This window comes from Streptomyces atratus (assembly GCF_014648655.1).
Lineage (GTDB): Bacteria > Actinomycetota > Actinomycetes > Streptomycetales > Streptomycetaceae > Streptomyces > Streptomyces atratus.
In genome coordinates, this window is record NZ_BMRN01000037.1 from 47,216 (window position 1) to 73,626 (window position 26,411).

Consider the following 26,411-nt stretch of genomic DNA (forward strand, 5'->3'; position numbering starts at 1 on the left):
TGTCTTGAAGGGCTCAAATTCCGTGGAACGTCAGCATGAGTACGGCGACAGCATGGCAAACGAGAACCTGCCCCGTGGGAAGGGATCGCTTTTTTAGCGATGTGACCGTTCCAGCTCACTCACTGCCCGGATGAGTCCACAATCCGATGCGTCTGACGGAGTGCGCCTGCCGTTCCCGGTCGTGAGCACACGAGCCGCTCACAAACACACGGGCCCGCGGACGGCGGCAGTCCGGCGCCTACACTGGGTATTTCGGGTGCGAGGAATGGCCCACGCGGACAGGGAGAGCAAGAGTGTCGACAGCTGCCGACGGCGGTTTCGAGGATCCGCCCGCGGAGGTACTGGTGGAGGCGGCTGCCGCCTTCGGCCTGCTGGCGACGCCTGCGCGCCTGCACATCGTGTGGGCCCTCTCCCAGGGCGAGAGCGATGTGACCGGCCTCGCGGACCGGGTGGGCGGCACCCTTCCTTCGGTGAGCCAGCATCTGACGAAGCTGAAACTGGCCGGTCTCGTACGGTCACGCCGCGAAGGCCGCCGGCAGGTGTACCTGGTCGACGACCCCGACGTGGTGACGGTCGTCCGGCTGATGGTCGGCCAGCTCGCCGAACGCGCCGGACATGCGCCCGCGCACCCCGTACGCCTCCGTGAGCTCGGTGCCTGAGCACAGTGCCGCCGCAGGTCCCGGCAGCACCGATCCCGTCCAGTCGTCCGCCGTGATCGTGCCGACAGCGGGCACGGCGGTCGGCCGGAGCGCCGCCCCTGGCGTCGCGCCGCCCGCTTCGCAGGTTGCCGCACCGACCTCCTTGCAGGTTCTCCGCTCGCTGGACAGCGGGCCGCGCGGGCTGCTGGAGGCACAGGCGGAGGAACGGCTGGCACGGTTCGGCGAGAACACCCTGCCGGCCTGGCGTCCGGTCTCCTGGCCCCGTCGCTTCGTACGCAGCCTGCGGGATCCGTTCACCTCGGTGCTCCTGTGTCTGGGTCTGGTCTCGACAGCGGTGGCCTCATGGGGCACGGCTGCCGTGACGCTGGCGCTCGTGGTCGTCAGCTGTCTGTTGCGCTCCGCGGAGGAGCATCGGGCCGACCGTTCGACGGCCGCGCTGCGGGAGCTGGTGGCGACCACCGCGACCGTGCTGCGCCGCACCGGTCCGGACGCCGCGCCACTGGCGCGCGAGATGCCGGTCGGGGAGCTGGTGCCGGGCGATGTGATCAGACTCGGTCCGGGAGATCTCGTGCCTGCCGATGTGCGGCTCCTGCGTGCGAGCGGCCTGACCGTGCATCAGTCGGCCCTCACGGGCGAGTCGGTGCCGGTCGCCAAACAGCCCGTCGATACTCCGGACGGGCACCGCACCGCCGACGCCGGGTCCGGTGGCGAGGCCGGGCTGTTCGCGCGGCCCGAGCTGTGCTTTCAGGGAAGCAGCGTGGCTTCGGGCAGTGGTACGGCGGTGGTGACGGCCACGGGTACAGGCACCCGGTTCGCCGCCGCGTACGACAGTTCGGCACGCCGCCGGGGCACGAGCGCCTTCGACCGTTCGGTGCAGGGGATTTCCTCGACGCTGATCCGGTTCATGCTGCTCACCCCGCCCCTGGTGCTGATGGCCAACGCGGCACTGCGTGGCCGCGGTCTGGAGACGCTGCCGTTCGCCGTCGCGGTGGCGGTCGGGCTGACTCCGGAGATGCTGCCGGTGATCGTCACGACGGTGCTGGCCAGGGGCGCCTCGCTGCTCGCCCGGGACCACGGAGTGATCGTCAAACGGCTGCCCGCTCTGCACGATCTGGGCGCGATCGACGTGCTGTGTCTGGACAAGACCGGAACCCTCACCCAGGACCGGCCGGTCGTCGAACGGTCGCTGAACGGAGCAGGCCGGCCCGATCCCGAGGTGCTGCACTGGGCCGCGGTGAACGCACTCTGGACGCTGCAGCTCGCTGAACTGCCCGCCCCCGACGCACTGGACGAGGCGGTTCTGGACGCCACCGAAGAGCAGGAGGGGGCGCTGTCCGCGTACGACGGGGTGACCGCGTTGCCGTTCGATCCGGTGCGGCGCCTCGCCACCGCGGTCCTCCGCAGCCCCGGCAGGCTCGGCACCCACACCCTCGTCACGAAAGGGGCAGTGGAGGCAGTACTCGACCGGTGCGCCCTGGACGGTGCCGAACGGGACCGGCTGAGGGCCCTGGCCGCGCGCGAGGCCGCGGACGGTCTGCGGCTGCTCGCGGTGGCCCGTAGCGAGCGGCCCGCCCGGCTCGGTACGTACACGACGGCCGACGAACGGGGGCTGGCCTTCCTCGGGTTCGTCGCTCTGCGGGACGCGCTCACGCCGAGCGCCACACAGGCGCTGGACGTGCTTGAACACCGCGGCGTCGCCGTGAAGGTGCTCACCGGCGACAATCCGGGGACCGTCGCTCGCGCCTGCCGGGACCTGGGCCTCGATCCGGGCGAGGTCGTTTCCGCGGAACGGATCGACGCACTGTCGGACGGGGAGCTCGCGGAGGCCGCGGACCGCGCCACCGTCTTCGCCCGCTGCACGCCCGAGCACAAGGCCCGGATCGTCTCCGCGCTGCGTACTGTCGGGCACACCACCGGATTCCTCGGCGACGGCGTCAACGATCTGCCCGCGATGCACGCGGCCGATGTCGGCATCTGCCCGAGGAACGCCGTCGACGTGGCGCGGGAGACCGCCGATGTGGTGCTCGCCGAGAAGGACCTTGCGGCCATCGATCATGCGATCACGGCCGGCCGGCACTGCAGCGGGAACATCGCCACGTATCTGCGCATCACTCTCTCGTCGAACCTCGGCAACGTCATCGCGATGCTTGCCGCGGGGCTGATGCTGCCGTTCCTGCCGATGCTTCCGGCACAGGTCCTGGTGCAGAACCTGTGCTTCGACGCGGCGCAGCTCGCCTTCGCGTTCGACCGGCCCGCACCTGCGGTGCTGCGACGGCCCACGGTGCTGCGTCCGCGCGATTTCCTCCGCTTCATCACGGGCTTCGGTCTGCTGAACGCCACCGCGGACCTGGCGACGTTCGCAGTGCTCGCCTACGCATTGCACGGTTCGGCGGCATCGGGCGGGCAGGAGGCGTTCCACTCCGGCTGGTTCACCGAGAACCTGCTCACCCAGGCTCTGGTGATGCTGCTGCTCCGTACGGGCCGCCGCACTGCCGAGGGCCGCAGCGGCGGCCCGCTGCGGGCGGCAGCATCCGGTCTTGCGGTGGTCGGCCTGCTGCTGCCGCTCACTCCGCTCGGTCCGCTGCTGGGCATGAGTGCGCTGCCACCGCTCTATTTCCTTTTGCTCGCAACGGTGCTGGCCCTGTACACATGCGGACTGTCGGCGGCCCGTACCTGCTACGAACGGAAGTGGAGATTCTCATGACCCCCTCGCGCATCGACCACCTGGAGTCCGGCACGAGTACGGGCGTCGGTGGCGGTCAGGTGCGTGCTCGCCGCGCCACGCTCGACGATGTGCCCGCGTTGGTACGGCTGCGGGGACTGATGCTGGCCGACATGGGGATGGAGACGGGCGGTCCCGATGCCCCGTGGCGGGAGGCCTCCGCGCAGTGGTTCACCGAGCGGCTGCGTCGGCCCGACACATTCGCCGCATTCCTGGTCGACGACCCCGAGCTCGGCACCGTCTCCAGCGCTGTCGGGACATGCGATGCGCATGCCCCCAGCCCGGCGAATCCGAGCGGACTGCACGGGCACGTATCCAATGTCAGCACCGATCCCCGCCGGCGCCGCCGTGGACATGCCCGTGTCTGCCTCGAGGCCCTCCTCGCCTGGTTCCGCGAGGAGGCCCATGTCACAGTGGTCGGTCTGAACGCCACAGGGGACGGCGCCGCTCTGTACGAGTCCTACGGCTTCGTGGCCCCCCGTCACCCGGCGCTGCAGCTCCGGACGGTCCCGGCGCCGCTCTGAGCGCCTCCTTCGCACCGCTGCGGGGGAGTCAGCCGTACGAGAGGTCCGCACACGGGTCGTCGTCGGCCGACCGCGCGCCGGCGGCGACGGTGGGCGGCACGGCGGAGGGTGCCGGGGTCCCGGGTGCGAACGATGGGTTCTGGGCGTAGGAACTGCCGAGGATCACCTGGATTCCGGCGGTTTCGGACGCGGTCGTCCGGGCTCCGGCGAAGAGCCGTGCGGTGGTCTCTGCCTCGTTCCGCAGGCCCGGTCCGTACTCGATGACGGTCGAGGCGTGGTCCTGGCTGCTCGCATTGGCCGTGGTGGTGACGGTGAAGCCTCGGGCGCGCAGAAGTTCGGAGGCCCGGGCCGCGAGTCCCCTGACTGTGGTGCCGTTGTAGACGGCGATGCTGATGCCCGTGCCGGAGACCGGGGCGGTGGCCGCGGGCGACGCCGGGCCGCTCGCTGTCTCTCTGCCCTCGGCCGGTCCCTTGCCACCGGCGTCCTGGCCGTCGACCGTACGGTCGGCCTTCAGCGCTGCCCAGAGCGCGTCGGCGTCCGGTTCGACTATCGCGACGCGCGAGCCCTCGTAACGCCAGGGGACAGTGACGAACTTGGTGTTGTGCAGGTCGATGTTCTTCATCGACATGGCGAACGACAGAAGCCGGTCGGCCGACCCGAGCCCGGGGTCGACGGTCATCGCGTCAGTGGCCGCGTCGGCGAGGGGCAGCAATGTGGTGGGGTTCATTCCCCGGGACTTGACCTTCTTGATGAGGGAGGCCACAAATGCCTGCTGACGCTTGATCCGCCCTATGTCCGAGCCGTCGCCGATGCCGTGCCGGAGCCGGACGTAGTCGAGTGCCTGCTGACCGGAGACTGTCTGCGGACCCTTCGCAAAGATCCGGGCACCCTGTGTGGGCCGCTTCGGGCTGAGGTCTCGCTGGTAGATGTCCTTGGGCAGACATACCGGAACGCCCCCGACGGCCGATGTCAGTGCGGAGAATCCGGCGAAATCGATGACGACGGTGTGGTCGACGCGCAGACCGGTGAGCTGCTCGACCGTGTTCTGGGTGCAGGCCGGGTTTCCCTCGGCCGTCTCCCCCACCGAGAACGCACCGTTGAACATCACGTCGTGCTGCGGCGCGGTCCACTCGCCGCCCGGCATCTTGCAGGCCGGGATGTCGACCAGGGAGTCACGGGGAATGGACACGGCGACCGCGTGTTTGCGGTCGGCGTACACATGGAGAAGGAACGCGGTGTCGGAGCGCCCCACCGTACCCTCGCCGCCGCCCAGCTTGCTGTTGTCGCCCGCGCGCGAGTCCGATCCGATGACCAGGACGTTCTGCCCGTTCGACGAGCCGGGCGGCCGGTCGTCCGAGATCCCGTCCGCGCTGAAGGTGTCGATGCTGCCGTTCAGTTCGAGGTAGGCCCACCCGACGCCCGCGACAAGCAGCACGAGGAACGACAGCCCGAACATGGCTGTTCGCCGCAGCCGACTGCCCCTTCGCTTGCCCGCTGCTGAATTGTGACTTCCTGTCATCGGCCACCCCGTCCGTCCGGCTTCCGTGAGGGACGAGCTCCGCCACCCCATGGTTGTACAGTTGCGCAATGTAGCAAGTATCGCTGTTCGAGTGGATCAACGCACCTGCCACAGACAGCCTGAAGCACTGTCCGCGGACCCCGAGCGGAAACACCGGCCAAGACACCGAAAGGAAGGGCGGGACATACATGTTGCGCAACGGCCTCGAACCCTGGCACCTGTTGATCGTGGCGATTGTGGCCATCGCACTGTTCGGCTCGAAAAAGCTGCCGGACACGGCCCGCGCCCTGGGCAAATCCATGCGGATCCTGAAGAGTGAGGCGAAGGCCATGAAGGAGACCGATGTGAGTCCCGGTACCGACCCACGCACATGAGGCATCGGCTCACCGACGTACGGCGCCCCTCCCAGCCGGTCACTTCAGGGATTGCGCAAGCGAGGGAACCACGGGCGAGGCACCGTCGTTGGCCCCTATGACGGCCGAAGAAGCGCTGATCACCGAATCGTTGGACCACTGGATCAATGGAGGAAGTTCATGGGTGTGACCCTGGCCAAGGGCGGCAACGTCTCCTTGTCGAAGGAGGCGCCCGGCCTGACCGCAGTGACGGTCGGCCTGGGCTGGGACGTTCGGACGACGACGGGGGCGGATCACGACCTGGACGCGAGCGCACTGCTGTGCTCGGATGCCGGCAAGGTCCTCTCCGACCTGCACTTCGTCTTCTACAACAACCTGACGAGCCCGGACGGTTCGGTCCAGCACACCGGCGACAATCTGACCGGTGAGGGCGAGGGCGACGACGAGTCCATCAATGTGGACCTGGCGGCTGTGCCGGCGGATGTCGCGAAGATAGTCTTTCCGGTCTCCATTCATGACGCGCAGAGCCGCGGTCAGAGCTTCGGCCAAGTCCGTAACGCGTTCATCCGCGTGGTGAACCGGGCGAACGGCGTCGAGCTGGCCCGTTACGACCTCAGCGAGGACGCCTCGACCGAAACCGCCATGGTCTTCGGCGAGCTGTACCGGCACGGCGCGGAGTGGAAATTCCGTGCGGTCGGCCAGGGTTATGCCTCGGGCCTGGCCGGTATCGCATCCGACTACGGGGTCAATGTCTGACCCCGAGGCACCGTAGGTTCGACGAGCACGGCCTCTCTCCCCTCCCTCCGCCGGGCGAGGAGAGAGGCCCGCCTGCTCCGCGTACGGCCCGACCGCGACACCGAAGTACCCCTACAGAGCCCGCAAACCGTTGATCACCTCACGAAGAATGTGTTCGTCCGGCAGCTGTGCGGGCGGTACAGGGCGGGTCACGCGTACGTAGCCGGCTTCGAGCAGATCGCCGAGGAGTACGCGTACGACTCCGACCGGAAGGTCGGCATCGGCGGAGAGCTCCGCGACGGACTGGGTCTCCGACCGGCAGAGGGTGAGCAGGGTCCGGTGTTCGGGACCGAGCAGGGATTCCTCGGAGCCGTCCGGTGCGTTGTCGTCGAAGGTGACGAGTGCGATCACATCGAACTGCACGCCGGTGGGGCCCGGTTCGGTCCGGCCGCCCGTCACGGCGTAGGGGCGGACCAGCGGGCCGGCATCGGCGTCGTACCACTGGCTGCCCGGACGTGTGTGTGGGCCTGAGGTCCGCGGGATGCCTCCCGGGCCCTCCTCGGTCATGGGCACGGCTGTCTCCGTCCTCTCAGCCGACAGCCGACGGAGGTGCGGCGAACCGCGGCGGGGTACGCAGATGCTCACCCACCCGTTTGACGAGCCGGGCCATCTCGTAGGCGACCAGTCCGATGTCGGCGAAGGCCGTGCTGAGAACGGCAAGGCACGACCCATCGCCCGCTGCCGCGACGAACAGAAAGCCCTCGTCCATCTCGACCATGGTCTGGCGTACGTTCCCCGCCCGGAAATGGCGTCCCGCGCCCTTGGCCAGGCTGTGGAATCCGGAGGCCACGGCAGCCAGATGCTCGGCGTCCTCGCGGCTGAGGGCACTGGAGGCACCCACCGCGAGGCCGTCGCCGGAAAGCACGACGGTGTGGCGGACCTCGCCGACCCGTGCCACCAGATCGTCCAGCAGCCAGTCGAGTTCGCCCGAGGTGTGGCGTACCCCGGTCCTCTCGTTCGCGATCATGCATGGTCTCCTTCGCTGCCTGGACGGGGGTAGGTGGTGTCCGGGCGGGGCAACGATGTGCCGCCGCCGCGCACCCAGCCATTGCGGTAAGCGGTCATGCGGTCCCGGGCCTGCTCGGGGGTGCGCTCCGGGGGGCGACCCTTGTCGTTCGGGTCGCCGTGTGGCTCGTCGGGACGGGGCTCCTCGCGCAATTGCGGAACGAGGCTGGCCTGCCGCACACGGCGCGGCAGCGTGCCGTCGTCGGGCTGCTCCTCCGAGTGGACCTCCCCCTTGTGCTCGTCCGTTCCGCCCGGACGCCCGCGCAGCGAGGTGACCGCGGCAGCGGGCTGCGTGCGGGACTCGAGCGCGGGTACCGGTACCGGCGCCGGGAAGGCAGTGGTCCGCGGTCGCACCGCACGGGAGCCGGGTACGGGTCCGAAAGAGGGGCGGTCCCGGTCGTCCTGGCGCTCGACCGAGGCGTTCTCCGGCGCGGCCGGCGCCTCGGCCGCCGGAAGTGCGGTCTGCAGCAGTGCCGTTGGCAGCAGAACCACCGCAGTCGTCCCGCCGTACGCCGAGGTGCGCAGCTGAACCTTGATGTGGTGACGTACGGAGAGCCGGCTGACGACGAAGAGGCCGAGTCGGTCGCTGTCGAAGAGGTCGAGTGCCTCCGCCTGTTCGATGCGCCGGTTCGCCTCGCCGAGGAGTTCGTTGCCCATGCCCAGGCCGCGGTCCTCGATCTCCAGGGCGTAGCCGTTGCCCACGGGCTCGCCGCTGATGCGCACCTTGGTGTGGGGCGGTGAGAACTGTGCGGCGTTCTCGATGAGCTCGGCCAGCAGGTGGGTGAGGTCGGCGACGGCTGTGCCCTTCACCGCGGCGTCGGGCAGTTGCCGTACCTCCACGCGGGCGTAGTCCTCGATCTCGGAGACGGCGGCGCGTACGACGTTGGTCAGCGGTACGGGCATCCGCCAGGCCCGTCCCGGCGCCGCCCCGGACAGGATGATCAGGCTCTCGGCGTGCCGTCGCATCCGGGTGGTGAGGTGGTCGAGCCGGAAGAGATCGCTCAGCTCGTCTGGGTCGTCGGCGCGGCGTTCCATGCTGTCGAGGAGGTTGAGCTGGCGGTGGACCAGCACCTGGCTGCGCCGGGCGAGGTTGACGAAGACTCCGGAGATGCCGTCGGCGAGTTCGGCCCGTTCGACGGCGGCGCTGAGGGCTGCCCGGTGCACTGTGCCGAGTGCCTCGCCGACCTGGCCGATCTCGTCATGGGCGGCCGGGCCCTGCGGGGCCTCGGCCCCGATGTCGAGTTCCTCGCCCGCACGTAGCCGTTGCATGGCGCGGGGCAGTTTGCGGCGGGCGATCTCCAGGGCGCTGTTGCGGAGACTGACGAGTTCGACGACGAGTCCGCGGCCGATGCGCACGGAGATCACCAGTGAGGCGGCGACGGCGATGCAGCCGAAAAGGACTGCGGCTCCGGACGGGCTGAACAGTCCTCGGGCGAGCGGATTCGCCCGGCCGGCGGCGCGTTGGCCGGCGGTGGTGTCGATGGTGCGCAGCTCGCTCCGTACGCGGTCCGCTGCTCGTTCCCAGTCGGTGGCGGGCACTGCCTGCGCGGCATCGCGACCGGCGGGCGCGGCAAGCACCTTGTCCTCGGCGGCCTGGATCTGGCGGTAGACGTCCCCGGCGGTGAACCTCTGCCAGGCCGCCCGCTCGGTGGCGGGCAGATCTGCACCCGCGGTCTCCGTGAAGCTCCTTCGGGAATTCACCGCTCCGGTGAACAGGCGCAGTTGGCCGCCCTTGAGCGTTCCGGTGCGAGCGGCCGTGGCCAGCAGGGCGTCCTCGCGGGCCAGCATCTCGTCGGCGTGGGAGAGTTCGAGCAGGACTCGGGCGTCCGAGCCGAGTGCGTCGTCCTGGATTCCGGTGAGGGCGCCGCAGACGCCGAAGGCCGCGGAGACGGCCGCGGTGTACTGGTCGTACACGGCGTCGTCGCCCGCATCGCTCCTGTCGGCGCGCAGTCGGTGGGTGAGGTCCAGGAACCGGTCGAGCCGGTCGGCGACGGTGGGCGGGAGGTTGCCGGTCTCGGCGATGGTGTGGCCGCTGTCGAGGCGCAGGGCTGCGAGCGCGATGTCGGTGTGCTTGGTCTGGCGCTCCAGTGCGGCTGCCTGGGCGCTGCTGGGGGCCGCGGACTGGAGCATGGCCGCCCGGCGCTCGCTCTGGAGTGCCGCGACAGCGGTGGCCATGGGGGCCCGGACCTCGTCGTCGACCTGCTGCAGCTGGCGCAGCCGTGCCACGTCCTGGGCGGTGGTGACCGTGGCGAAACCCCACAGGGCGAGCAGCGAGACGACCGGCACCATCAGCAGCGAGATGATCTTCGCGCGTACGGTCCTGGGACGCAGCGTCCACCGTCCGCGCGGCGCGGATGTGTCGTGTGTCAGCAGCGGCCTCGCGTCGTGTTCGGTGCTCTCGTCGGCCGGCGGGCCCGCGTGCGCGCGGCGTCCACGCGTCGGTGCGGCGGTGGGCCGGGGGGTCGCCGTCGCGCCGGTTTCCGGGGTCGTGCGGGGTGGGCGCATGGCCTCCTCGTTCCGGGTGTGGAGCTGGGTGTGTCGCAGGTGCCGGTCGGCCGGGTGCAGGGCGTCAGGGCGTGGTGGCCGGCGATACGTCGTGGTCACTCACGTCGCCACGTCGTGCCCGGAAGACGGCCCCGCGCTCGGTGAATCCGTGTTCTGTGGCTGCGGATGAGTCCGTTTCGGTGGGTCCTTGTGCGCGTTCGGCGAAGACGTAGGCGGCGCGTTCCCTGGCCGTCGGGGAGAGCGCCACGAACGCCGAGGTAAGGAAGAGGTAGGAGCCCAGGCCGACGGCCAGGGGAAAGATGAACTGCATGGTCGTGGCCCCGGAAAGTTCCCTTCCGGAGGGCGCGACGTGCACGGAGACCGCCAGCATTCCGGTGTAGTGCATGCTGCTGACCGCCGCCCCCATGACGAGGGAAGCCAGCGCGACGGCTCGGGGTGACTTGATGTTGAGCGCCGCCCACAGCGCCGCCGTGGCGGCCACGACAGCGATGGCGACCGAGAGTGCGACCCGCAGCGGGTCGTAGTGGATCGTGCCGTGCAGACGGAGTGCCGCCATGCCGAGGTAGTGCATGCTGGCGACGCCGAGTCCGGTGGCGAACCCGCCGAGCAGCAGCGCCCTGGTCCGGTCGCGGCTGTAGCCGACGGCAAAGACACCGCCGCCGACCACCACCATGGCGCCGAGCAGGCTGAGCAGGGTGAGTGGCACGTTGTAGCGGATATCGGTGCCGGTCACGCCGAAGCCGAGCATCGCGACGAAGTGCATCGTCCAGATGCCCGAGCCGATGGCGGATGCGGCCGTGATCAGCCAGTTGCGGCGCGAACGGCCGGTTGTGTCGAGTGCCCGCACGGTGCAGCTCAGTCCGAGTGCCGCGCCGATGCATGCCATCGCGTACGACAGCGCAGGTGTCAGCCAGCCGAAGGTGGCGTGGTCCAGGTGTCCCATGGATCGGGGACGCTAGTAGCGATGGGGGCACGTGCCAGGGGCGCATTTCGAAAGCTGCTGAAATATGACAGAGAGATGTTCCCGAACGATCACGCAGTGCTCGAACATGCACCCCATTTCCCGATGTTTCGCTCTGTTTCGCTCCTGTAGCAACTACGCGATCATGTCCGTATGGCCGATGACCACACACACGTCCAAAACTTTTTCACGGCCCGCGCTGCGGACTGGGACAGCCGGTTCCCCGACGACGGGCCCGCCTACGCCGCCGCCGTCGACTCCCTCGCACTGGACCCCGGTGACGTGGTATTGGACGCCGGCTGCGGTACGGGAAGGGCGCTGCCCGCTCTGCGCACGGCCGTGGGACCGCGGGGCACGGTCCTGGGCGTGGACCTCACGGCGGCGATGCTGGAGTCGGCGGTACGGGCGGGACGCGGCCGGAGCGGAGCGCTGCTCCTCGCGGATGTCACCCGCCTGCCCCTGAGGCCGCAGTCGCTCGACGCGGTGTTCGCGGCTGGGCTGATCTCCCATCTCTCGCGTCCCGGAACGGACTTGGCAGAGTTGGCGCGGGTGGTGCGGCCGGGCGGGCAGCTGGCCCTCTTCCACCCCATCGGTCGAGCCGCCCTGGCCGCGCGCCACGGCCGCCGGATCACGGACGACGACCTGCGTGCCGAGCACAACCTCCGCCCGCTGCTGACGCATTCGGGCTGGCGGCTCAAGTCGTACACGGATGAGGACGACCGGTTCCTCGCCCTTGCCGTACGGACGCTCTGACCTGCGAGCGCTCCCCACTCCTGCTCACTCGGCCGCAGCACCAGGGCGTCGCTCGTGCGGGACCGGACAACCGCGGATGCCCGAGGTGGGGAACGTACCGAGCTCGGAAACCTCGTAGCCGTCCGGGTAGCCCTTGATCTCCGGGTTCTGCCGGGCGAAGTGCGGGGTGGTGCGAGGCGGCAGCAGTCGCACGGCCCGTGCCCTCAGGCGCAGGGCGCCATGGGTGAGGTGCCGGGTCACGGAGCCCGGGCGTTCGTAGCGGAATGTCCGCAGCAGCGAATCATCGAGCAGCGCCAGGGCGGCCTTCCGCGCGACGGGAGCCAGGGGACGCGGATACCAGGAACCCATCAGGTCCAGCGTGGCGTCGGAGACGCGGCGTCCCCCTTCGTCCCAGCCGAAGCGCTCGGCCTCGTAGGTGTCGAGGGTGCGCTCGAAGTCCTCGTACGTCTCCGGCAGGTCCTTGATGCCCATATGGGCACCCAGGGTCCGGTAATAGGCGGCGCACGCCCGGAGTTCATGGTCGGACAGCCGACGCCAGCCGTAGCTGTCCAGCCACCGCTTCGGGGTGACGACGAAGGTGCACAGCACATAGCGCATGTCGTCGTTGCTGATGTCGTAGTTGCGGTGCATCTGATTGATCCGGCGGATGGCCGTGCGCCCCGGGTCGCTCTCGAAGCCGTGCTCCACGACCGTGTCGAGGAGCAGCGCGGTGTCGTCGTAACGCTTCTGCGCACGGTCCGTCAGTTCGGCTGTCTCCGCGAGAAGTCGGCCGATGCTGGGGACTGCATAGGTACGATACAGAGCCAGTTCGAGAGCGCGGGCGATGTCCCACGGAAACTCGTAGGTTGCCGTGATCCGGTAGATCCGGAGGAAGTCCCGTTCCGGATCGAGACGCTGAATCTCCTTCAGCCGGTCGTACCGCTTCACCGTGCTGCCCCCATTTCTCGGTCGGAGGTCCAACTCTACGTCGATGGGGAAGACCTCAGTGTGTACGAGCACGTCATGCGCTCACGGTTCCCCGGAAGGGCGGTCTCCATGATCGACATAATCGGCAGCCTGCGGAAAGTTGTCTCCGCCGACCGGAAGGGCGCGCGGTCAGCAGCACCCCTCAGGGAAGACCGGCCCAGGCAGCACAATCTGTTCGAGGCGGCAGCCACCTATGTCTCGGCATCCGTGGAGGACGATCAGGCGCGGATCGACGAGGCGAGCGGCTGGGTGTCGCCCGAGGCGCTCTCCTTCGGTGTCAGCGAGCTGGCCTGCCGGGCCGTCATCGCACTGGCCCGCGAGCGCGACGAGTCGCCGCAGGCAGTGGCCCGTACGCTGCTCGGCCTGCCCGCCGACTGAGGCCCGCCATCCACCGGACCGCGGCCCCACGTCCTCACCTCTGGTCCGGGACCAAGTCTTCCCTTGTCAGGGCCTCGACGAGCGGGTTACGGACTCGTTAAGGTGCGCCGACGGACAACCGTGACGGACAAGGAGGGTGCCGTGGCCGGGACGAGTGACACAGTCGCCGACGACGACGCACTGTATGTGCTCACCGCGGTGCTGCTGACACCTGCGCAGTTCCCGAGCCTGCTCGGTGACGACTACCCCGCCGCGTGTGCGGCGCTCACCCTCGAACCGTACGACGAGGGATACGGGCTGGTCCTCGGCCAGGACGGCAGTGGTGCGCGCTGGACCGTCGTCGTCGAGGACGTGTCGCTGGTCGCTGTCGCGATCGCGGCCTGGGACTGCGGAATGGAGTACGACCTCTCCCCCGACGACCGTTCGGTGGTCTGCTCGCTGCCCGGCTGGCCGCTCGCGGTGGGGGTCGCCGCGCCGGGAGTGGCCGCCCCGCACGATCCGCTGCCGGAGCCGGAGGCCGAGGGCACCGATCCGGCGCCGCTGGCCCCGCCCGACACGGAGTCGTGGGGGCCGGCCCAGCGGCGCATGGGTGCGGACGAGATAGCGCACCAGTGGGTGGCTTGGCGCGAGCAGATCGACGACGAGACGGCCTTCATCACTCCGGGCGGGGCAGACGGCGCCGGGGGCAAGGACGGCGATGACGTCGACGCCGAGGAGGACAGTGCCGACGCCGATGCCGGGCCTGAGGGCGAGGACCAGGACGACGAGCTCAACGCTGCGGCCAAGGTCGAACCCAAGGCTGAGGTAGACGTCGAGGCCGACTCTGCGGCCGGAGGCGCGGGCAAGGCCGACACTGGAGCCGAGGCCGAGAGCGACGGGTCCGACGCCACCGCCGAGAACCCCGCGAAGGAGACACCGTCCGGCGTGCACCCCGGTGTGAGGCGGGCGCTCGCGGAGGCGCGCGCCTATGTGGACACCCCGCCGCCGCCCGGCCGCGTCCGGTCCTCCTTCGCCACGGGCGACGCCCGAATGCTGCGCGCCGACGGGCCCGGCTGGTCGCTGGTCGCCAGGACCGACGACATCGCCTTCATCCTGCTGGACGAGGAACCGGGCGAGGTGCTGCCGGTCGGGCGCGGCACGCGACTGCCCGGCCTGTTGAAGGCACTGGACGCGCTCGCAGTACGGCCTGGCTGAACGCGGCTGTCGGCACTCGGCAGCAGACCGACGGTCGACTACCGGCCACCCGACCGAAGTCGCGGTCCGGCCACGTCTCAGACGCGATCCGGACTACACGCGTTCCAGCGCCCGATGCGGCCCGACCGGCAGCTCGACCTCGATCGGGTCGCCCGGCCGGACGACTCCGCCGACCGTGACGGTGCCCATGATTCCGGCCTTGCGCACGATCCGGCCCGCCTCGTCCCGGCCGACGACCCGCTTGAGGAGCCCGTCCTGGAAGTTGTCGATCTGCAGGCATGGGTTGCGCAGGCCGGTGACCTCGACCACCGCCTCGTCGCCGAGGTGCAGCAGAGTGCCGATGGGCAGGGCGAGGAGATCGACACCGCTGGTGGTGACATTCTCTCCGAGATCGCCCGGGGCGACCTCGAATCCGGCTGCCCGCAATTCGCCGAACAGCTCCTCGTGGATGAGGTGAACCTGGCGCAGATTCGGCTGGGTGGGATCCTGTGCGACGCGGGACCGGTGCTTGACCGTGGCTCCCGCATGCACATCTCCCTCCACGCCGAGCCCGGCCAGCAGGGTGACACTCGGGCGGTTCGGCTTGGTGAAGGAATACTTCTCGTTACTGCTCACCACGGTCACTGTCCCGCTCACTGCGGAGCCCCCCTGTTTCAGCATGTGGTCAGCGGCCTATTTCCTTGCGGGTGATCCTGCGGAGCCTGCGTCGCTGACTGGGATCCAGCAACAGATACGCGACCGCCGGAACTCCGATCAGGACCAGCAGTGACAGCCAGAATCCGATGAACGGCATCAGGATGACTGCCGCAACGACTCCCCCGATGGCGATCTTTGCACTGTTCGACATCGTCCACGCCTCCTTCGCGGCCCGAGGCCGCTCCTGCTGTGAGAACGCCTGTGCCCGCCCATCGGTTCCAGCCGGCCGAAGTCCTCACCTGAGGGGTTCGCCGACCTCGTGCATGTGCTGGAGCGCCTGCCGGTAGGACTCGATCAGTCCGGTCTCCGTGTACGGCATGCCGAGCGCCTCGCAGTGGGCGCGCACCATGGGCTGCGCCAGTCGCAGATGCGGTCGGGGCATGCTCGGGAAGAGGTGGTGCTCGATCTGGTAGTTGAGCCCGCCGAGGAACCAGTCGGTGAGGACGCCGCCGCGTACGTTGCGCGAGGTGAGTACCTGACGCTGGAGGTGGCCCCAGCGGTCGCCGTCGGGATCGGGCATCTCCATGCCCTTGTGGTTCGGTGCGAAAGCCATGCCCAGGTGGAGCCCGAACAGCGCATGGTGCAACAGCGCGAAGACGACAGCCTTCCCGGGGGACATGACAGTGAGCAGCAGTGTTGCGTAGAGACCGAGGTGGGCGACCAGGAGCAGTGCCGAGAGGGCGCGTTCCCGGGCGGGCTGCTGCCGCAAGTACTGGAAGCCGGAGATCTTGAGCGCAATGCCTTCGAGGAGCAGCATCGGGAAGAACAGCCGGGCCTGGTTGCGGGTGAGCCAGCGGGCGAAGCCTTCGCGCTGGGCGGCCTGCTTCTGGGTCCATACCAGGGCGCCGACGCCGACGTCGGGGTCCTTGTCGATGTGATTGGGGTTGGCGTGGTGGCGTACATGCTTGTCGTTCCACCACGCCTCGTTCATGCCAAGCAGCAGGTTGGCGTGCACCAGGCCGATGGCCCGGCTCGCCCTGCGGTCGCCCGATATCTGGGCGTGTCCGGCGTCGTGCCCGACGAACGCGGTGCGGGACCAGAAGATCGACAGTGGCAATGCGAGCAGCAGGGTCCACCAGGTGTTGCCGAGGAGGAACATGCCGGTGAGCACGGCACCCAGAGCGACCAGGTTGGTGGCGATGCCCATCGCGTACCAGCCGGTGCGCCTCTCCAGGAGTCCCTGCCCCTTGACCGCGCGCAGGAGGGGTGCGAAGTCGCTTCCCTGGCTCTGGGCGATTCCGGTACCGCCGGCGCCTACAGCAGTTCCCGCACCGTCACGGGTACCTTCCACGGCGGTGGCTACGGCCTGGGGCATTGGGTCTCCGGTCTCTGGGAAGCTGCGCTGACCTGTAGAAACGTACGGTGACCAGAGGTGTGGCAACCATGGCGCCACCACCCGGGATTTCCGGGGGTAAGCCCCCTCCCCCCAGGGGGGTGCTGGCTACACCCCTGGGCGCTACGCGCAGTCGTGCCCAGCAGCCGAGCAGGGCGGCCGAGCCATTCGAAAGTGACCTGGATCACGGCGATTCCGCTCACGGAGATACGCATTGATGGAGTACCCTCGGCGACCCGACCCAACTAGTCAAATTTGAGGAATTCGGCATCGCTGTGCACAGGCTCCCTGCGGCAACGCTCTCCGAGATCTCCGCACTCTCCAGCTGCTCCGTGGTCTTCCTGCCCGCGGATCCCTCCCGTACCGGCCGTATCGCCTTCTGGCGTCCGGACGGCAGCAGTCCGCCCGATGGTCCCGGTTCCGTCGAGGAGCTGACCGTCGTCGGCGCCGACGCGCGAACGTACGCCGTACCGGCGCTGCTGCTTCCGGTCCGGGACGCGCTGCCCGTACTGACGCGAGCGCGGGCCTCGGCGCATGCCTCCGGCGCCGCCGAGTTCTGGGGTGCCGCTGCGCTGCTCGCTCTGCAACTCGTCGCCCGTGGCTTGCTGTTGCCAGGACTGAGTGCGACGGATCACGATACCTGGCGGGCCGGGCCGCTGACCGCCGACGATCAGTCGCGGATCCGTACGCTCGCGGCCTCGATGCCGCCCCTGGCCCACGCGGTGCCGCTCGACGGAACCGCGCAGGCCGTGCTGCTGCCCGATCCCGAGCTCCTGCTGCGAGCGTTCCTCGACGCGGTGGCGGACGGCCTGCCGCGCACCCCCGCCGCGGCCTTCGCCACCGGCGGCCCGGCGTTCGCCGCCGACGCACCACAGCATCTGCCCGGTCAACGGGCCTGGGCCACCGATGTCGCGGCCGGGCACGATGCGGGCGTCCGGCTCTCGCTGCGGATGGAGGTGTCCGGGCTGACATCCCCGGGCGAGGACGACGAGCCGACCGCCGGGCCGTCCTTCCGTGCTGTTCTCCAGATCCACAGCGTCAGCGATCCGGCGCTGGTGGCCGATGCCGCCGAGGTCTGGGCGGGGTCCGCGCCGACCGCTGCCGCCTTCGGCCCCCGGGCCCGGATGGATGCCCTTCTGGCGCTGCGCCGGGCCGCCCGTGCCTGGCCACCGCTGACTCCGTTGTTGTCGGCCGCAGTGCCCGACTCCATCCAACCGGCCGACGAAGAGCTGGGCGAACTCCTCGGCCCCGCCGGACGGGCACTCGCCGCGACCGGGGTCCAGATCCACTGGCCCAAGGAACTGGCCCGCAAGCTCACCGCACGTGCGGTGATCGGTCCGCCCGACGACGGGGACAGTCAGGAACACCAGGGGTTCGTCCGCACCGGCTCGGACACGCCGCCGCTCCTGTCGGCCGATGCGCTGCTGACGTTCAACTGGTGGTTCGCGCTGGGCGACCAGAAGCTCAGCCGCGCCGAGCTGGACCGCCTGGCCGAGGCCAACAGGCCGGTTGTGCGGCTGCGCGACCAGTGGGTGCTGATCGACCCCGAGGAGGCACAGCGCGCCCGCGAGACCCAGGACCGCAAGGTCACTCCGATCGATGCGCTCGGAGCCGTGCTGACCGGTTCCACCGAGGTCGGCGGCCGTCGGGTCGGCGTCCGGGCCACCGGCTGGCTGGAGCAGCTGCGCCGCCGATTGGCCGACCCGGAGTCCGGCGGGCAGCAGACGGTCGGTCAGCCCCCGGCACTCACCGCCACGCTGCGCGACTACCAGCTGCGCGGCCTGAACTGGCTGCACACCATGACTTCGCTCGGCCTCGGTGGATGTCTCGCCGACGACATGGGGCTCGGCAAGACCATCACACTCATCGCTCTGCATCTCCACCGCCAGAGCATCGACTCGGCAGCAGGGCCGACGCTCGTGGTCTGCCCGACCTCGCTCATGGGGAACTGGCAGCGGGAGATCGAGAAGTTCGCGCCCGGTACGCCGGTACGCCGCTTCCACGGCGGATCGCGCAGCCTGGCCGACCTGGTGGACGGCGAGTTCGTCCTCACCACGTACGGCACGATGCGGCTGGACGCGGTGAAGCTCGCGGAGATCCGGTGGGGCATGGTTGTCGCCGACGAGGCGCAGCACGTCAAGAACCCGTATTCGGCAACGGCCAAGCAGCTGCGGACAATCGGCGCACAGGCACGCGTCGCGCTCACCGGCACCCCCGTGGAGAACAACCTGTCCGAGCTATGGGCGATCCTCGACTGGACGACGCCCGGCCTGCTGGGCCGGCTCGGCACCTTCCGTACCCGCTATGCGCGGACCGCGGAGGGCGGCGACCCGGCTGCGGCCGAGCGGCTCGCCGCGCTGGTGCGGCCGTTCCTGCTGCGACGTCGCAAATCGGATCCGGGCATCGCCCCCGAGCTGCCGCCGAAGACCGAGACCGACCGCACGGTGTCACTGACGGCGGAACAGACGGGGCTGTACGAAGCGGTGGTGCGGGAGACACTGGCCGCGATCTCCGGCGCCGACGGCTTCGCCCGGCGGGGCCTTGTCGTAAAGCTGCTGACGGCCCTGAAGCAGATCTGCAACCACCCGGCGCAGTACCTCAAGGAGAAGGAGCCTCGGATCGAGGACCGTTCGGGAAAGGTGGAGCTGCTGGACGAGTTGCTCGACACGATCCTGACGGAGGACGCGAGTGTGCTCGTGTTCACCCAGTACGTACAGATGGCCCGGCTGCTCGAACAGCATCTGGCGGCGCGCGGGGTGCGCACGCAGTTCCTGCACGGCGGTACACCGGTCGCAGAGCGGGAGGCGATGGTGAACCGCTTCCAGGCGGGCGAGGCCCCGGTCTTCCTGCTGTCGCTGAAGGCGGCCGGCACCGGACTCAATCTCACCAGGGCCGGCCATGTCGTGCACTTCGACCGGTGGTGGAACCCGGCGGTGGAGGCGCAGGCCACCGACCGCGCTTACCGGATCGGGCAGACCCAGCCGGTGCAGGTGCACCGGCTGATCGCCGAGGGCACCATCGAGGACCGGATCGCCGACATGCTGGCCCGCAAGCAGGGGCTGGCGGACGCGGTACTCGGGTCGGGCGAGGCGGCGCTGACCGAACTGACGGATGCGGAACTGGCCGATCTGGTGGAGCTGCGAGGGGGCACGCGATGAGCGACGCATACGACAGCGGGAGATACGACCGTGAAGGATACGAAGGCGACGGGAGCGATGCCCCGGCGCCGATACAGGAACGTACCTTCGCCGCGCTGCCGCCCGCGCATGGCCGCGGCTTCGCGGAGTCCTGGTGGGGCCGGTCATGGCTGAAGGCCCTGGAGGACACCGCGTTGGACGGTGAACAGCTCAAGAAGGGGCGGATGTTCGCCCGCGAGGGCCGGGTCGGTGCGGTTTCCGTACGCCCCGGCCGGATCACCGCGGTCGTCCGGGACCGGGACTCGTCCACGTACCGCAGTGATGTGCTCCTCCAGGAACTGAACGAGGCGGAATGGGAACGGTTCCTGGACATGGCCGTCGACAGAGCGGGGCACATTGCGGCGCTACTCGACCGCGAGATGCCGCCGCACCTGGTGGAGGACGCTGCGGCGGCAGGTGTGGAACTGCTGCCGGGGATCGGCGATCTGGACCCGGAGTGCACCTGCGAGGCGTGGGACCACTGCCCGCACACTGCTGCCCTGTGCTACCAGGTGGCGCGGTTGCTGGACCAGGATCCGTTCGTCCTGCTGCTCATGCGGGGGCGCGGCGAGCGGAGGCTCCTGGACGAGCTCCAGTTGCGCATCGCGGCCCGCGCCGAGGGGCACGGGCCGTTCGGCCCTGCCGCCCTCTCCGACGGGTCCGCTGCCGCCGGCACCAAGGCGACGGACCGTGGCGTACGGGCGGACGAGACCTTCGCCGCGCGCGACATCCTGCCCCCGCTGCCCGCTCCCCCGCCGCTGCCAGCTGAGCCCGGCCCTGCGCCGTCGCTGGACACGGAGAGCCAGCCGGAGCCCGGCGTCGATCCGGCGGTACTGGAGTTGCTGGCGACTGACAGTGCGGCACGCGCCCACCGGATGCTGGCGGACGCTCTCTCCCCCGGCCATGAACAGCAGCCGCTGCCGACCGGTTTGACGCCGCAGCAGGATGCCGTGCGGCTGGTCGCGAACACCCGGCCCGAGCCCTGGATCGCGACACGGCTGGCAGCCGGATCGGGGCGGCCGCGAGCCGGACTCGATGCGGCAGTGCGTGCCTGGCAGTACGGCGGGGCGGCTGCGCTCACCGTGCTGGATGAGGAGTGGACGCCGGACCCGGAGTCTCTGGCCAGGGCCCGGGCCCGGCTCGCCGAGGCGTGGGAGGAGGGCGAGCAGCCCCGCCTGCAGTCGGCGGGCAATCGCTGGACCGCTGTCGAAGACGGCGTACAGCTGCGGTATGGGCGGGACGGGCGCTGGTGGCCGTACCGCAAGGAGAGCGGGCGCTGGGTTCCGGCAGGGCCGGCGGATGACGATCCGGCGGCGGCGCTGGCAGGCTCAAGCGTGTCGGACGACTGAGGTCATCATCGGGGCCGATCGGCGGCGAACGGGCGGGGGCCGGGCAGGACGCCCGGCCCCCGCCCGTCGTCACGTTCCGCCCTTGCGTTCAATTCGATGTGGCTGTGCATCGAGGGAGCGGCGGAACCAGGTGGCCGCACGGGTTGCTTGTCCCTCAGGAGGCCGCATGTCCAGGCGTGTTGTCCGTCGCTCCCTTGTCGTCGGCCTGCCGCTCATCCTGCTCGCAACGGTGTGTGCCACCGGGACGGCAACGGGCGAGCAGGCGTGATCCGGCGACTTCTCCCGCCCACGCACCCGAATTCGGGCTCCTGCCGTCTTCCACCACTCGCGCGACGCCCGTACGGTAGGGCGCGCGAGATGCTCGGCCGTACACCGGAGAACACCTTCCGGTCATCGGACAAAGGGAGCCACGCGGTGTCGAGGAATTCGAGCAGCGAACTGTTACGCGATGCCATCGGGCTGCGCGAAGTCCTTTTCCAGAGCATCACGGCGATGGCACCGGCCGCCGCCATCGCCGCGTCCATTCCGGCAGGAGCCGCCATCGCGGCGTTCGTCCCCGCGCTGCTGACGGCCGCCGGGATTCCGGCCTTCGACTTCGTCTCCGAGCTGAGTGCGCCCGTCCCGTACGGCGGTCCGGTCGTCGGTGTCTGGATGCTGATCGGGATCGTTGTGCTGACGGTACTGCTGCGCAGACATCCGGAGCGGGTGGCACAGACCGGACGGATCCATCTTGACGACGCCCCGGAGCCGGCCGGAGAACCCGAGACAGGAGCGGTGCAACGATGAACGACCCCCGAATCCTGACCGTCGGCCCCAGGGAGGGCGAGTACGCCTGGACCTCGGCGGAGCGGCGCCGGTCGCCCGTATCGAGCCGCGGACATTCCTCGATGTGTACACGGAGGACTGCTTCGCCGGCCGGGTGCGGTCCGAGAAGGACCTGGTCTCCTCGGTCTGCGAATTCCCCTTCCTCAACCCGCAGACCGGCCCCTTCCATGTGGTGGGTGCAGAACCTGGCGACACGGTCGCGGTGCATTTCGTGTCCGTCGAACCGGCCAGGGACTGGGCCGCCTCGACGACCGTGCCTCTGTCCTGCGGGGTCGCCGTGGAATGCGCGATGAACACGCTGGTGCTGGCCGAGCTGCTGAAGGGTGTCACGACACCGTGGCCGCGGATCGAGTCCGACACCCATCTGATGTCGACCGGCTCGGCCCGTCCGCTCGAAGACGCCCTCCGCATCTCGCAGTTGGACCTGGTGCAGTGGCTGGCACGCGACTACGGCCTGTCCGGACTCGATGCCTACCAGCTGGTCAGCCAGGCCGGTGAGGCGCCATTGGCCAATGTGTGCGACACCAATTACACCTGTGTGGCGAAGATCCGCAAGGAGTGGCTGCCCGCAGGCGATCCCCATCGCGGACACCACCGTCATCTGCGGGAGACTGCGACACTGCTGCCCAGCCCCTGACCCTCTTCCCCCCACAGGAGTGTTCATGCACCGCAGAAGGATCCTTCAGGGCGCCGCCGCGACGGCGGCCGCCGCGCTGATCCCAGCCTCCGCCCGCGCTGCGGCTTCCACGGCGGCAGGCGACACCGACTATCCGCTCGCCCACTGGACACCCGCGTCCACGTCCAACTGCACGGCGTCGACCCGCCCTTCGTCCTATCCCATCCAGTACGTGATCATCCATGTCACCCAGGAGACGTTTCCGAACACGATCGGGATCTTCCAGAATCCGGCGAAACAGGTCTCCGCGCACTATGTGGTGCGCTCGGCGGACGGCTATGTCGCCCAGTGCGTCCGGGAGCAGAACATCGCCTGGCACGCAGGCAACTGGGACTACAACACACGTAGCATCGGCATCGAGCACGAGGGCTGGGTGGACCAGCCCTCGTACTTCACCAACGCCATGTACGAGAAGTCGGCACTGCTGACCGCCTCGGTCTGCGACCGTTACAGCATCCCCAAGGACCGCGCGCACATCCTCGGCCATGCCCAGGTCCCGGGCACCGACCACACCGATCCCGGCCCGAACTGGGACTGGGTGCGCTACATCCGTCTCGTCAATCTCTACGGAACCGGCTGACGCACCTTCGTCGCCACGTCCGATTGCTCTCCGCACCGTGGTTGTCGCAGACGTCGGCTGCGGCCACGATGGGGTGTGCACGACACCCCTGAACGGGAGGGTGAGTTGACGGATCCCTGGGTGGCCCTGGCAGCCGATACGGACCCCGGTGAACGGCTCGGCCAACTGCGGCACGCACACGAGGTGTTCACCACTGCCGGACGGCTGGAGCGGCCGGTGCGGCCGGTGGTCGGCGAGTCGTGGCGGCGCTCGGCCCGGGCCAGGGTCAGCCCGGACGGTGCGGCCCTGGTCGAGCTGGGCGCGGACGACCTCGGGCCGTACCGGGACGGACATCCCCTGGCCCCTGCCATGCCGCTGATCCGTGAGCTGATGAGTGCGTACGCGACGGACGGCGAACATCTTCTCGCGGTGTGCGACGCGCACGGCAGACTGCTCTGGGTCGAGGGGCACGCGTTGACCCGACGGGCCGCGGGCCGGATGAACTTCGTGGAGGGCGCCCGCTGGGCCGAGTCCGTGGCCGGGACGAACGCGCCGGGTACGGCCATCGCCGTGGACCGGCCGGTACAGGTCTTCGCCGCCGAGCACTTCCTGCGGCCGGTCCAGCAGTGGACGTGCGCGGCGGCGCCGCTCCACGACCCGCACACGGGACGGGTCCTGGGCGCCGTGGACATCACCGGTGGGGACCGGCTCGCGCATCCGCACAGCCTGGCGTTCGTGCAGGCGGTGGCGCGCGCCGCCGAGTCGCAGCTGGCACTCCTCGCACCCTCGCCGGCTGGGGAGACCGTACAGCTCAGTGCGCTCGGCCGGGACGAGGCCCTGCTCGTCACGGGAGGCCGCAAGATCCCGCTCAGCAGGCGGCACAGCGAGATCCTGGTGACGCTGGCCCGCCACCCCGAGGGCCTCGGCGGCGACGAACTCCTGGTCGAGCTGTACGAGGACGAGTCGGTGACCCCGGTAACGCTGCGGGCCGAACTCTCGCGGTTGCGGCGGCTGCTCGGCCCCGAACTCCTCCTTTCCCGCCCCTACCGTCTTTCCGCGCCGGTCGACGCCGATTTCGACACGGTGGCGCGCAGACTGGCATCCGGAGCGGTGGCAGCGGCACTCAGCGCCTACGCGGGTCCGCTGCTGCCGGGCTCGCAGGCACCATCCGTCATCCGTCTGCGGCGCCGGCTCGACGAGCAGCTGCGTGCAGCGCTCATCGCTCGCGGTGACCCGGGGCTGCTGGCCGACTGGGCGTACAGCCCATGGGGCGAGGACGATCTCCCGGTCTGGCAGGCGTTCGCCGCGGCCGTACCCGCGGGACAGCGGCCCGCGCTCCTCGCCAGGGCCCGGGCACTGGACGCCGAGCAGCGGTAGCCGCTCCACCGCCGCCCACGCAACGGGGTTGCAACGTTACGCTGCCTACCCTCACGCCGAGGACCGTCCAACGGCGGGCGGCACCGGATCCAGGAGGCCACAGAGATGACCCGTTACGCCGCGCCGGGCACCGAGGGCGCCATCGTCTCGTACGAGTCCCGCTACGACCACTGGATCGGCGGCGCGTACGTCCCGCCCGCCCGTGGCCAGTACTTCGAGAACCCCAGCCCCGTCAACGGCCGCCCCTTCACCGAGATCGCCCGCGGCAGTGCCGAGGACGTCGAACGAGCCCTGGACGCTGCACACGCCGCGGCGCCCGCGTGGGGAGCCACCGCGGCAGGCGACCGCGCCTCCGTCCTCAACAGGATCGCCGACCGGATGGAGGCGCACCTGCAGGAACTGGCGGTCGCCGAAAGCTGGGACAACGGCAAGCCGGTACGCGAGACCCTGGCCGCCGACATCCCCCTGGCCATCGATCACTTCCGCTACTTCGCCGGTGCGCTGCGCGCCCAGGAGGGATCGCTCAGCGAGATCGACGACGACACGATCGCGTACCACTTCCACGAGCCGCTGGGCGTCGTCGCGCAGATCATTCCGTGGAACTTCCCCATCCTGATGGCAACCTGGAAGCTGGCCCCGGCGCTCGCGGCGGGCAACGCAGTGGTCCTCAAACCGGCCGAACAGACCCCGGCCTCCATCCACGTATGGCTGAAGCTGGTGGCCGACCTCCTTCCGCCCGGCGTCGTCAACATCGTCAACGGCTTCGGCGCGGAGGCCGGCAAACCCCTCGCCTCCAGCCCCCGTGTCGCGAAGATCGCCTTCACCGGTGAGACCACCACGGGGCGGCTGGTCATGCAGTACGCCTCCGAGAACATCAAGCCGGTGACGCTCGAACTGGGCGGCAAGTCGCCGAACATCTTCTTCGACGACGTGTGGAACGCGGACGACGACTTTCGCGACAAGGCCCTCGAAGGCTTCACCATGTTCGCCCTCAACCAGGGCGAGGTCTGCACCTGTCCGTCGCGCGCACTGATCCAGCGCGGGCACTACAGCGAATTCCTGGAGGCGGGCATCGCCCGCACCGAAAAGATCGTGCCCGGACACCCGCTGGACACGGACACGATGATCGGCGCCCAGGCTTCCAACGACCAGTTGCAGAAGATCCTTTCGTACCTGGACATCGGCCAGCAGGAAGGCGCGAAGGTCCTCACGGGCGGTCAGAGGATCGAGTACGAAGGGGAGCTGGCGGGTGGCTACTACGTCCAGCCGACCATCTTCGAGGGCGACAACCGAATGCGGGTCTTCCAGGAGGAGATCTTCGGCCCGGTCGTGGCGGTCACGTCCTTCTCCGACTTCGACGACGCGATCGGAACGGCGAACGACACGCTGTACGGCCTCGGGGCGGGCGTATGGACCCGCGACATCAACACCGCGTACCGGGCTGGCCGTGCCATCCAGGCAGGCAGGGTCTGGACGAACTGCTACCACGCGTACCCGGCCCATGCCGCCTTCGGCGGCTACAAGCAGTCGGGGATCGGCCGCGAGAACCACAAGATGATGCTGGAGCACTACCAGCAGACGAAGAATCTTCTGGTGTCGTACTCGCCGAAGAAGCTGGGCTTCTTCTAAAGGCATGGAAAAGGGCGCCTGAGCTGGGGAAACTCCCAGCCAGGCGCCCTTCATTGCCCGCAATCAAGCAGTAAGGCGAAATGATCGCTTGCTCCCAGTTCGCCCCACTGTCGCCCACGCCCTGACCAGCTGGTCCGGAATATATCCGGACCAGCCTGCACCTAACTCGGCATCCGCGTCGCCTCCCAGTGGTTCATCGAAAGCTCGATCATCTGGTTGGCGCGGTCACGTGTTCCAGCCAAGAACTTCGCGTAATAGCGGAAGAGCACCTGGATGCTCTGTCCTGCCCTTCGCGCGCACTCGGCAGGGTCTACACCGGAGGCCAGCCAGAACGAGATGCCAGCGTGGCGTAGGTCGGGCGTTTCCCCTTGATCGTGGACACCCTGATCATTGGATCGTGAAGATCCATAGGACAGGAGTTCCCGTTGGGGACATCGAAGTACTCGCCTGAGTTCCG

Annotated in this window: 23 protein-coding genes and 2 pseudogenes; 15 read left to right on the forward strand and 10 right to left on the reverse strand. The window is 69.5% G+C overall.

The window, feature by feature from the left end; genetic code table 11:
* Window positions 1-293: 293 nt before the first annotated feature.
* The 3 genes from IEZ15_RS34415 to IEZ15_RS34425 are packed head-to-tail and all read left to right on the forward strand — an operon-like array spanning window position 294 to window position 3,905.
* Window positions 294-659, forward strand: coding sequence for an ArsR/SmtB family transcription factor (locus IEZ15_RS34415; RefSeq protein WP_114248576.1), 366 nt, complete (start codon window positions 294-296; stop codon window positions 657-659).
* Window positions 643-3,363 carry a magnesium-translocating P-type ATPase gene (gene mgtA / locus IEZ15_RS34420; RefSeq protein WP_229846308.1) on the forward strand — a complete coding sequence of 907 codons (2,721 nt, stop codon included), beginning with the start codon at window positions 643-645 and terminating at the stop codon, window positions 3,361-3,363. The genes IEZ15_RS34415 and mgtA overlap by 17 nt, the downstream gene beginning before the upstream one ends.
* Entirely contained in the window at window positions 3,360-3,905 is a 546-nt protein-coding gene (locus IEZ15_RS34425; RefSeq protein ID WP_189280856.1) for a GNAT family N-acetyltransferase, read from the forward strand. The genes mgtA and IEZ15_RS34425 overlap by 4 nt, the downstream gene beginning before the upstream one ends.
* A gap of 28 nt (window positions 3,906-3,933) precedes the next feature.
* On the opposite strand, the gene IEZ15_RS34430 is transcribed toward IEZ15_RS34425, so the two are convergent.
* Window positions 3,934-5,424 carry an LCP family protein gene (locus IEZ15_RS34430; RefSeq protein ID WP_229846309.1) on the reverse strand — a complete coding sequence of 497 codons (1,491 nt, stop codon included), beginning with the start codon at window positions 5,422-5,424 and terminating at the stop codon, window positions 3,934-3,936.
* A gap of 188 nt (window positions 5,425-5,612) precedes the next feature.
* Here IEZ15_RS34430 and tatA point away from each other — a divergent pair, with 188 nt between their 5' ends.
* Together tatA and IEZ15_RS34440 are read left to right on the forward strand one after the other, a co-directional pair.
* On the forward strand, window positions 5,613-5,798 hold the full coding sequence (gene tatA / locus IEZ15_RS34435) for a Sec-independent protein translocase subunit TatA (protein WP_189280858.1): 186 nt from the start codon (window positions 5,613-5,615) through the stop codon (window positions 5,796-5,798).
* Between the two features lie 159 nt (window positions 5,799-5,957).
* Window positions 5,958-6,533, forward strand: a complete 576-nt coding sequence (locus tag IEZ15_RS34440; protein ID WP_189280859.1) for a TerD family protein — start codon at window positions 5,958-5,960, stop codon at window positions 6,531-6,533.
* 111 nt (window positions 6,534-6,644) lie between these two features.
* On the opposite strand, the gene IEZ15_RS34445 is transcribed toward IEZ15_RS34440, so the two are convergent.
* The 4 genes from IEZ15_RS34445 to IEZ15_RS34460 form a co-directional block, all read right to left on the reverse strand.
* Entirely contained in the window at window positions 6,645-7,079 is a 435-nt protein-coding gene (locus IEZ15_RS34445; RefSeq protein ID WP_189280872.1) for a DUF742 domain-containing protein, read from the reverse strand.
* A 22-nt stretch (window positions 7,080-7,101) separates the two neighbouring features.
* Window positions 7,102-7,539, reverse strand: coding sequence for a roadblock/LC7 domain-containing protein (locus tag IEZ15_RS34450; RefSeq protein ID WP_114248570.1), 438 nt, complete (start codon window positions 7,537-7,539; stop codon window positions 7,102-7,104).
* Complete coding sequence (locus IEZ15_RS34455) at window positions 7,536-10,082, reverse strand: sensor histidine kinase (protein WP_189280860.1); 2,547 nt, start codon at window positions 10,080-10,082, stop codon at window positions 7,536-7,538. Before IEZ15_RS34455 ends, IEZ15_RS34450 begins: the two co-directional genes overlap by 4 nt.
* 64 nt (window positions 10,083-10,146) lie before the next feature.
* Window positions 10,147-11,025, reverse strand: coding sequence for an MHYT domain-containing protein (locus tag IEZ15_RS34460; RefSeq protein ID WP_114248568.1), 879 nt, complete (start codon window positions 11,023-11,025; stop codon window positions 10,147-10,149).
* 171 nt (window positions 11,026-11,196) lie between these two features.
* On the opposite strand from IEZ15_RS34460, the gene IEZ15_RS34465 reads away from it, so the two are divergent.
* Window positions 11,197-11,796, forward strand: coding sequence for a class I SAM-dependent methyltransferase (locus IEZ15_RS34465; protein ID WP_189280861.1), 600 nt, complete (start codon window positions 11,197-11,199; stop codon window positions 11,794-11,796).
* A gap of 24 nt (window positions 11,797-11,820) precedes the next feature.
* Here the strand turns inward: IEZ15_RS34465 and IEZ15_RS34470 are convergent, their stop codons facing one another.
* Window positions 11,821-12,723, reverse strand: a complete 903-nt coding sequence (locus tag IEZ15_RS34470) for an oxygenase MpaB family protein (RefSeq protein ID WP_189280862.1) — start codon at window positions 12,721-12,723, stop codon at window positions 11,821-11,823.
* Window positions 12,724-12,831: 108 nt separating this feature from the next.
* Here IEZ15_RS34470 and IEZ15_RS34475 point away from each other — a divergent pair, with 108 nt between their 5' ends.
* A complete protein-coding gene (locus IEZ15_RS34475) occupies window positions 12,832-13,140 on the forward strand; it encodes a hypothetical protein (protein ID WP_114248566.1) in 309 nt (102 codons plus the stop codon).
* A gap of 141 nt (window positions 13,141-13,281) precedes the next feature.
* On the forward strand, window positions 13,282-14,334 hold the full coding sequence (locus IEZ15_RS34480; protein ID WP_189280863.1) for a hypothetical protein: 1,053 nt from the start codon (window positions 13,282-13,284) through the stop codon (window positions 14,332-14,334).
* A gap of 93 nt (window positions 14,335-14,427) precedes the next feature.
* Here IEZ15_RS34480 and IEZ15_RS34485 read toward each other — a convergent pair whose 3' ends face one another.
* The 3 genes from IEZ15_RS34485 to IEZ15_RS34495 all read right to left on the reverse strand — a co-directional run bounded on the left by IEZ15_RS34485 (window position 14,428) and on the right by IEZ15_RS34495 (window position 16,345).
* Window positions 14,428-14,958, reverse strand: a complete 531-nt coding sequence (locus IEZ15_RS34485) for an MOSC domain-containing protein (RefSeq protein WP_189280873.1) — start codon at window positions 14,956-14,958, stop codon at window positions 14,428-14,430.
* 40 nt (window positions 14,959-14,998) lie between these two features.
* Entirely contained in the window at window positions 14,999-15,181 is a 183-nt protein-coding gene (locus IEZ15_RS34490) for a tail-anchor membrane protein (protein ID WP_114248565.1), read from the reverse strand.
* An 84-nt stretch (window positions 15,182-15,265) separates the two neighbouring features.
* Window positions 15,266-16,345: a fatty acid desaturase family protein gene (locus tag IEZ15_RS34495; RefSeq protein WP_189280864.1), complete on the reverse strand. Its 1,080-nt coding sequence runs from the start codon at window positions 16,343-16,345 to the stop codon at window positions 15,266-15,268.
* 293 nt (window positions 16,346-16,638) lie between these two features.
* Here IEZ15_RS34495 and IEZ15_RS34500 point away from each other — a divergent pair, with 293 nt between their 5' ends.
* The 7 genes and pseudogenes from IEZ15_RS34500 to exaC all read left to right on the forward strand — a co-directional run bounded on the left by IEZ15_RS34500 (window position 16,639) and on the right by exaC (window position 25,954).
* The gene (locus IEZ15_RS34500) at window positions 16,639-19,521 is read left to right on the forward strand and encodes an SCO1167/SCO6262 family helicase (RefSeq protein WP_189280865.1); all 2,883 of its coding nucleotides are present in this window, start codon (window positions 16,639-16,641) and stop codon (window positions 19,519-19,521) included.
* Window positions 19,518-20,888 (forward strand): SWIM zinc finger family protein, encoded by a 1,371-nt coding sequence (locus IEZ15_RS34505; RefSeq protein WP_189280866.1) that lies wholly within the window; start codon window positions 19,518-19,520, stop codon window positions 20,886-20,888. The genes IEZ15_RS34500 and IEZ15_RS34505 overlap by 4 nt, the downstream gene beginning before the upstream one ends.
* A 414-nt stretch (window positions 20,889-21,302) precedes the next feature.
* Entirely contained in the window at window positions 21,303-21,674 is a 372-nt protein-coding gene (locus tag IEZ15_RS34510; protein WP_229846310.1) for a hypothetical protein, read from the forward strand.
* A pseudogene (locus tag IEZ15_RS34515) lies at window positions 21,671-22,350 on the forward strand (acetamidase/formamidase family protein). The gene IEZ15_RS34510 and the pseudogene IEZ15_RS34515 overlap by 4 nt, the downstream one beginning before the upstream one ends.
* A 25-nt stretch (window positions 22,351-22,375) precedes the next feature.
* Window positions 22,376-22,969 carry an N-acetylmuramoyl-L-alanine amidase gene (locus IEZ15_RS34520; protein ID WP_189280867.1) on the forward strand — a complete coding sequence of 198 codons (594 nt, stop codon included), beginning with the start codon at window positions 22,376-22,378 and terminating at the stop codon, window positions 22,967-22,969.
* A gap of 105 nt (window positions 22,970-23,074) precedes the next feature.
* Entirely contained in the window at window positions 23,075-24,325 is a 1,251-nt protein-coding gene (locus IEZ15_RS34525; protein WP_114249522.1) for a GAF domain-containing protein, read from the forward strand.
* Window positions 24,326-24,430: 105 nt separating this feature from the next.
* On the forward strand, window positions 24,431-25,954 hold the full coding sequence (gene exaC / locus IEZ15_RS34530; protein WP_189280868.1) for an acetaldehyde dehydrogenase ExaC: 1,524 nt from the start codon (window positions 24,431-24,433) through the stop codon (window positions 25,952-25,954).
* A gap of 161 nt (window positions 25,955-26,115) precedes the next feature.
* Here the strand turns inward: exaC and IEZ15_RS45505 are convergent.
* Window positions 26,116-26,310 (reverse strand): annotated as a pseudogene (locus IEZ15_RS45505) (tyrosine-type recombinase/integrase); the annotation flags it as partial.
* Window positions 26,311-26,411 lie beyond the last annotated feature (101 nt).

Excerpts from the sequence above, each read along its gene's own strand:
- exaC (WP_189280868.1), top strand. The coding sequence starts at position 24,431 with ATGACCCGTTACGCCGCGCCGGGCACCGAGGGCGCCATCGTCTCGTAC.
- IEZ15_RS34490 (WP_114248565.1), bottom strand. The coding sequence starts at position 15,181 with ATGTCGAACAGTGCAAAGATCGCCATCGGGGGAGTCGTTGCGGCAGTC.
- IEZ15_RS34520 (WP_189280867.1), top strand. The coding sequence starts at position 22,376 with ATGCACCGCAGAAGGATCCTTCAGGGCGCCGCCGCGACGGCGGCCGCC.
- IEZ15_RS34465 (WP_189280861.1), top strand. The coding sequence starts at position 11,197 with ATGGCCGATGACCACACACACGTCCAAAACTTTTTCACGGCCCGCGCT.
- IEZ15_RS34425 (WP_189280856.1), top strand. The coding sequence starts at position 3,360 with ATGACCCCCTCGCGCATCGACCACCTGGAGTCCGGCACGAGTACGGGC.
- IEZ15_RS34460 (WP_114248568.1), bottom strand. The coding sequence starts at position 11,025 with ATGGGACACCTGGACCACGCCACCTTCGGCTGGCTGACACCTGCGCTG.
- IEZ15_RS34450 (WP_114248570.1), bottom strand. The coding sequence starts at position 7,539 with ATGATCGCGAACGAGAGGACCGGGGTACGCCACACCTCGGGCGAACTC.
- IEZ15_RS34505 (WP_189280866.1), top strand. The coding sequence starts at position 19,518 with ATGAGCGACGCATACGACAGCGGGAGATACGACCGTGAAGGATACGAA.
- IEZ15_RS34455 (WP_189280860.1), bottom strand. The coding sequence starts at position 10,082 with ATGCGCCCACCCCGCACGACCCCGGAAACCGGCGCGACGGCGACCCCC.
- tatA (WP_189280858.1), top strand. The coding sequence starts at position 5,613 with ATGTTGCGCAACGGCCTCGAACCCTGGCACCTGTTGATCGTGGCGATT.
- IEZ15_RS34440 (WP_189280859.1), top strand. The coding sequence starts at position 5,958 with ATGGGTGTGACCCTGGCCAAGGGCGGCAACGTCTCCTTGTCGAAGGAG.
- IEZ15_RS34445 (WP_189280872.1), bottom strand. The coding sequence starts at position 7,079 with ATGACCGAGGAGGGCCCGGGAGGCATCCCGCGGACCTCAGGCCCACAC.
- IEZ15_RS34475 (WP_114248566.1), top strand. The coding sequence starts at position 12,832 with ATGATCGACATAATCGGCAGCCTGCGGAAAGTTGTCTCCGCCGACCGG.
- IEZ15_RS34430 (WP_229846309.1), bottom strand. The coding sequence starts at position 5,424 with ATGACAGGAAGTCACAATTCAGCAGCGGGCAAGCGAAGGGGCAGTCGG.
- IEZ15_RS34495 (WP_189280864.1), bottom strand. The coding sequence starts at position 16,345 with ATGCCCCAGGCCGTAGCCACCGCCGTGGAAGGTACCCGTGACGGTGCG.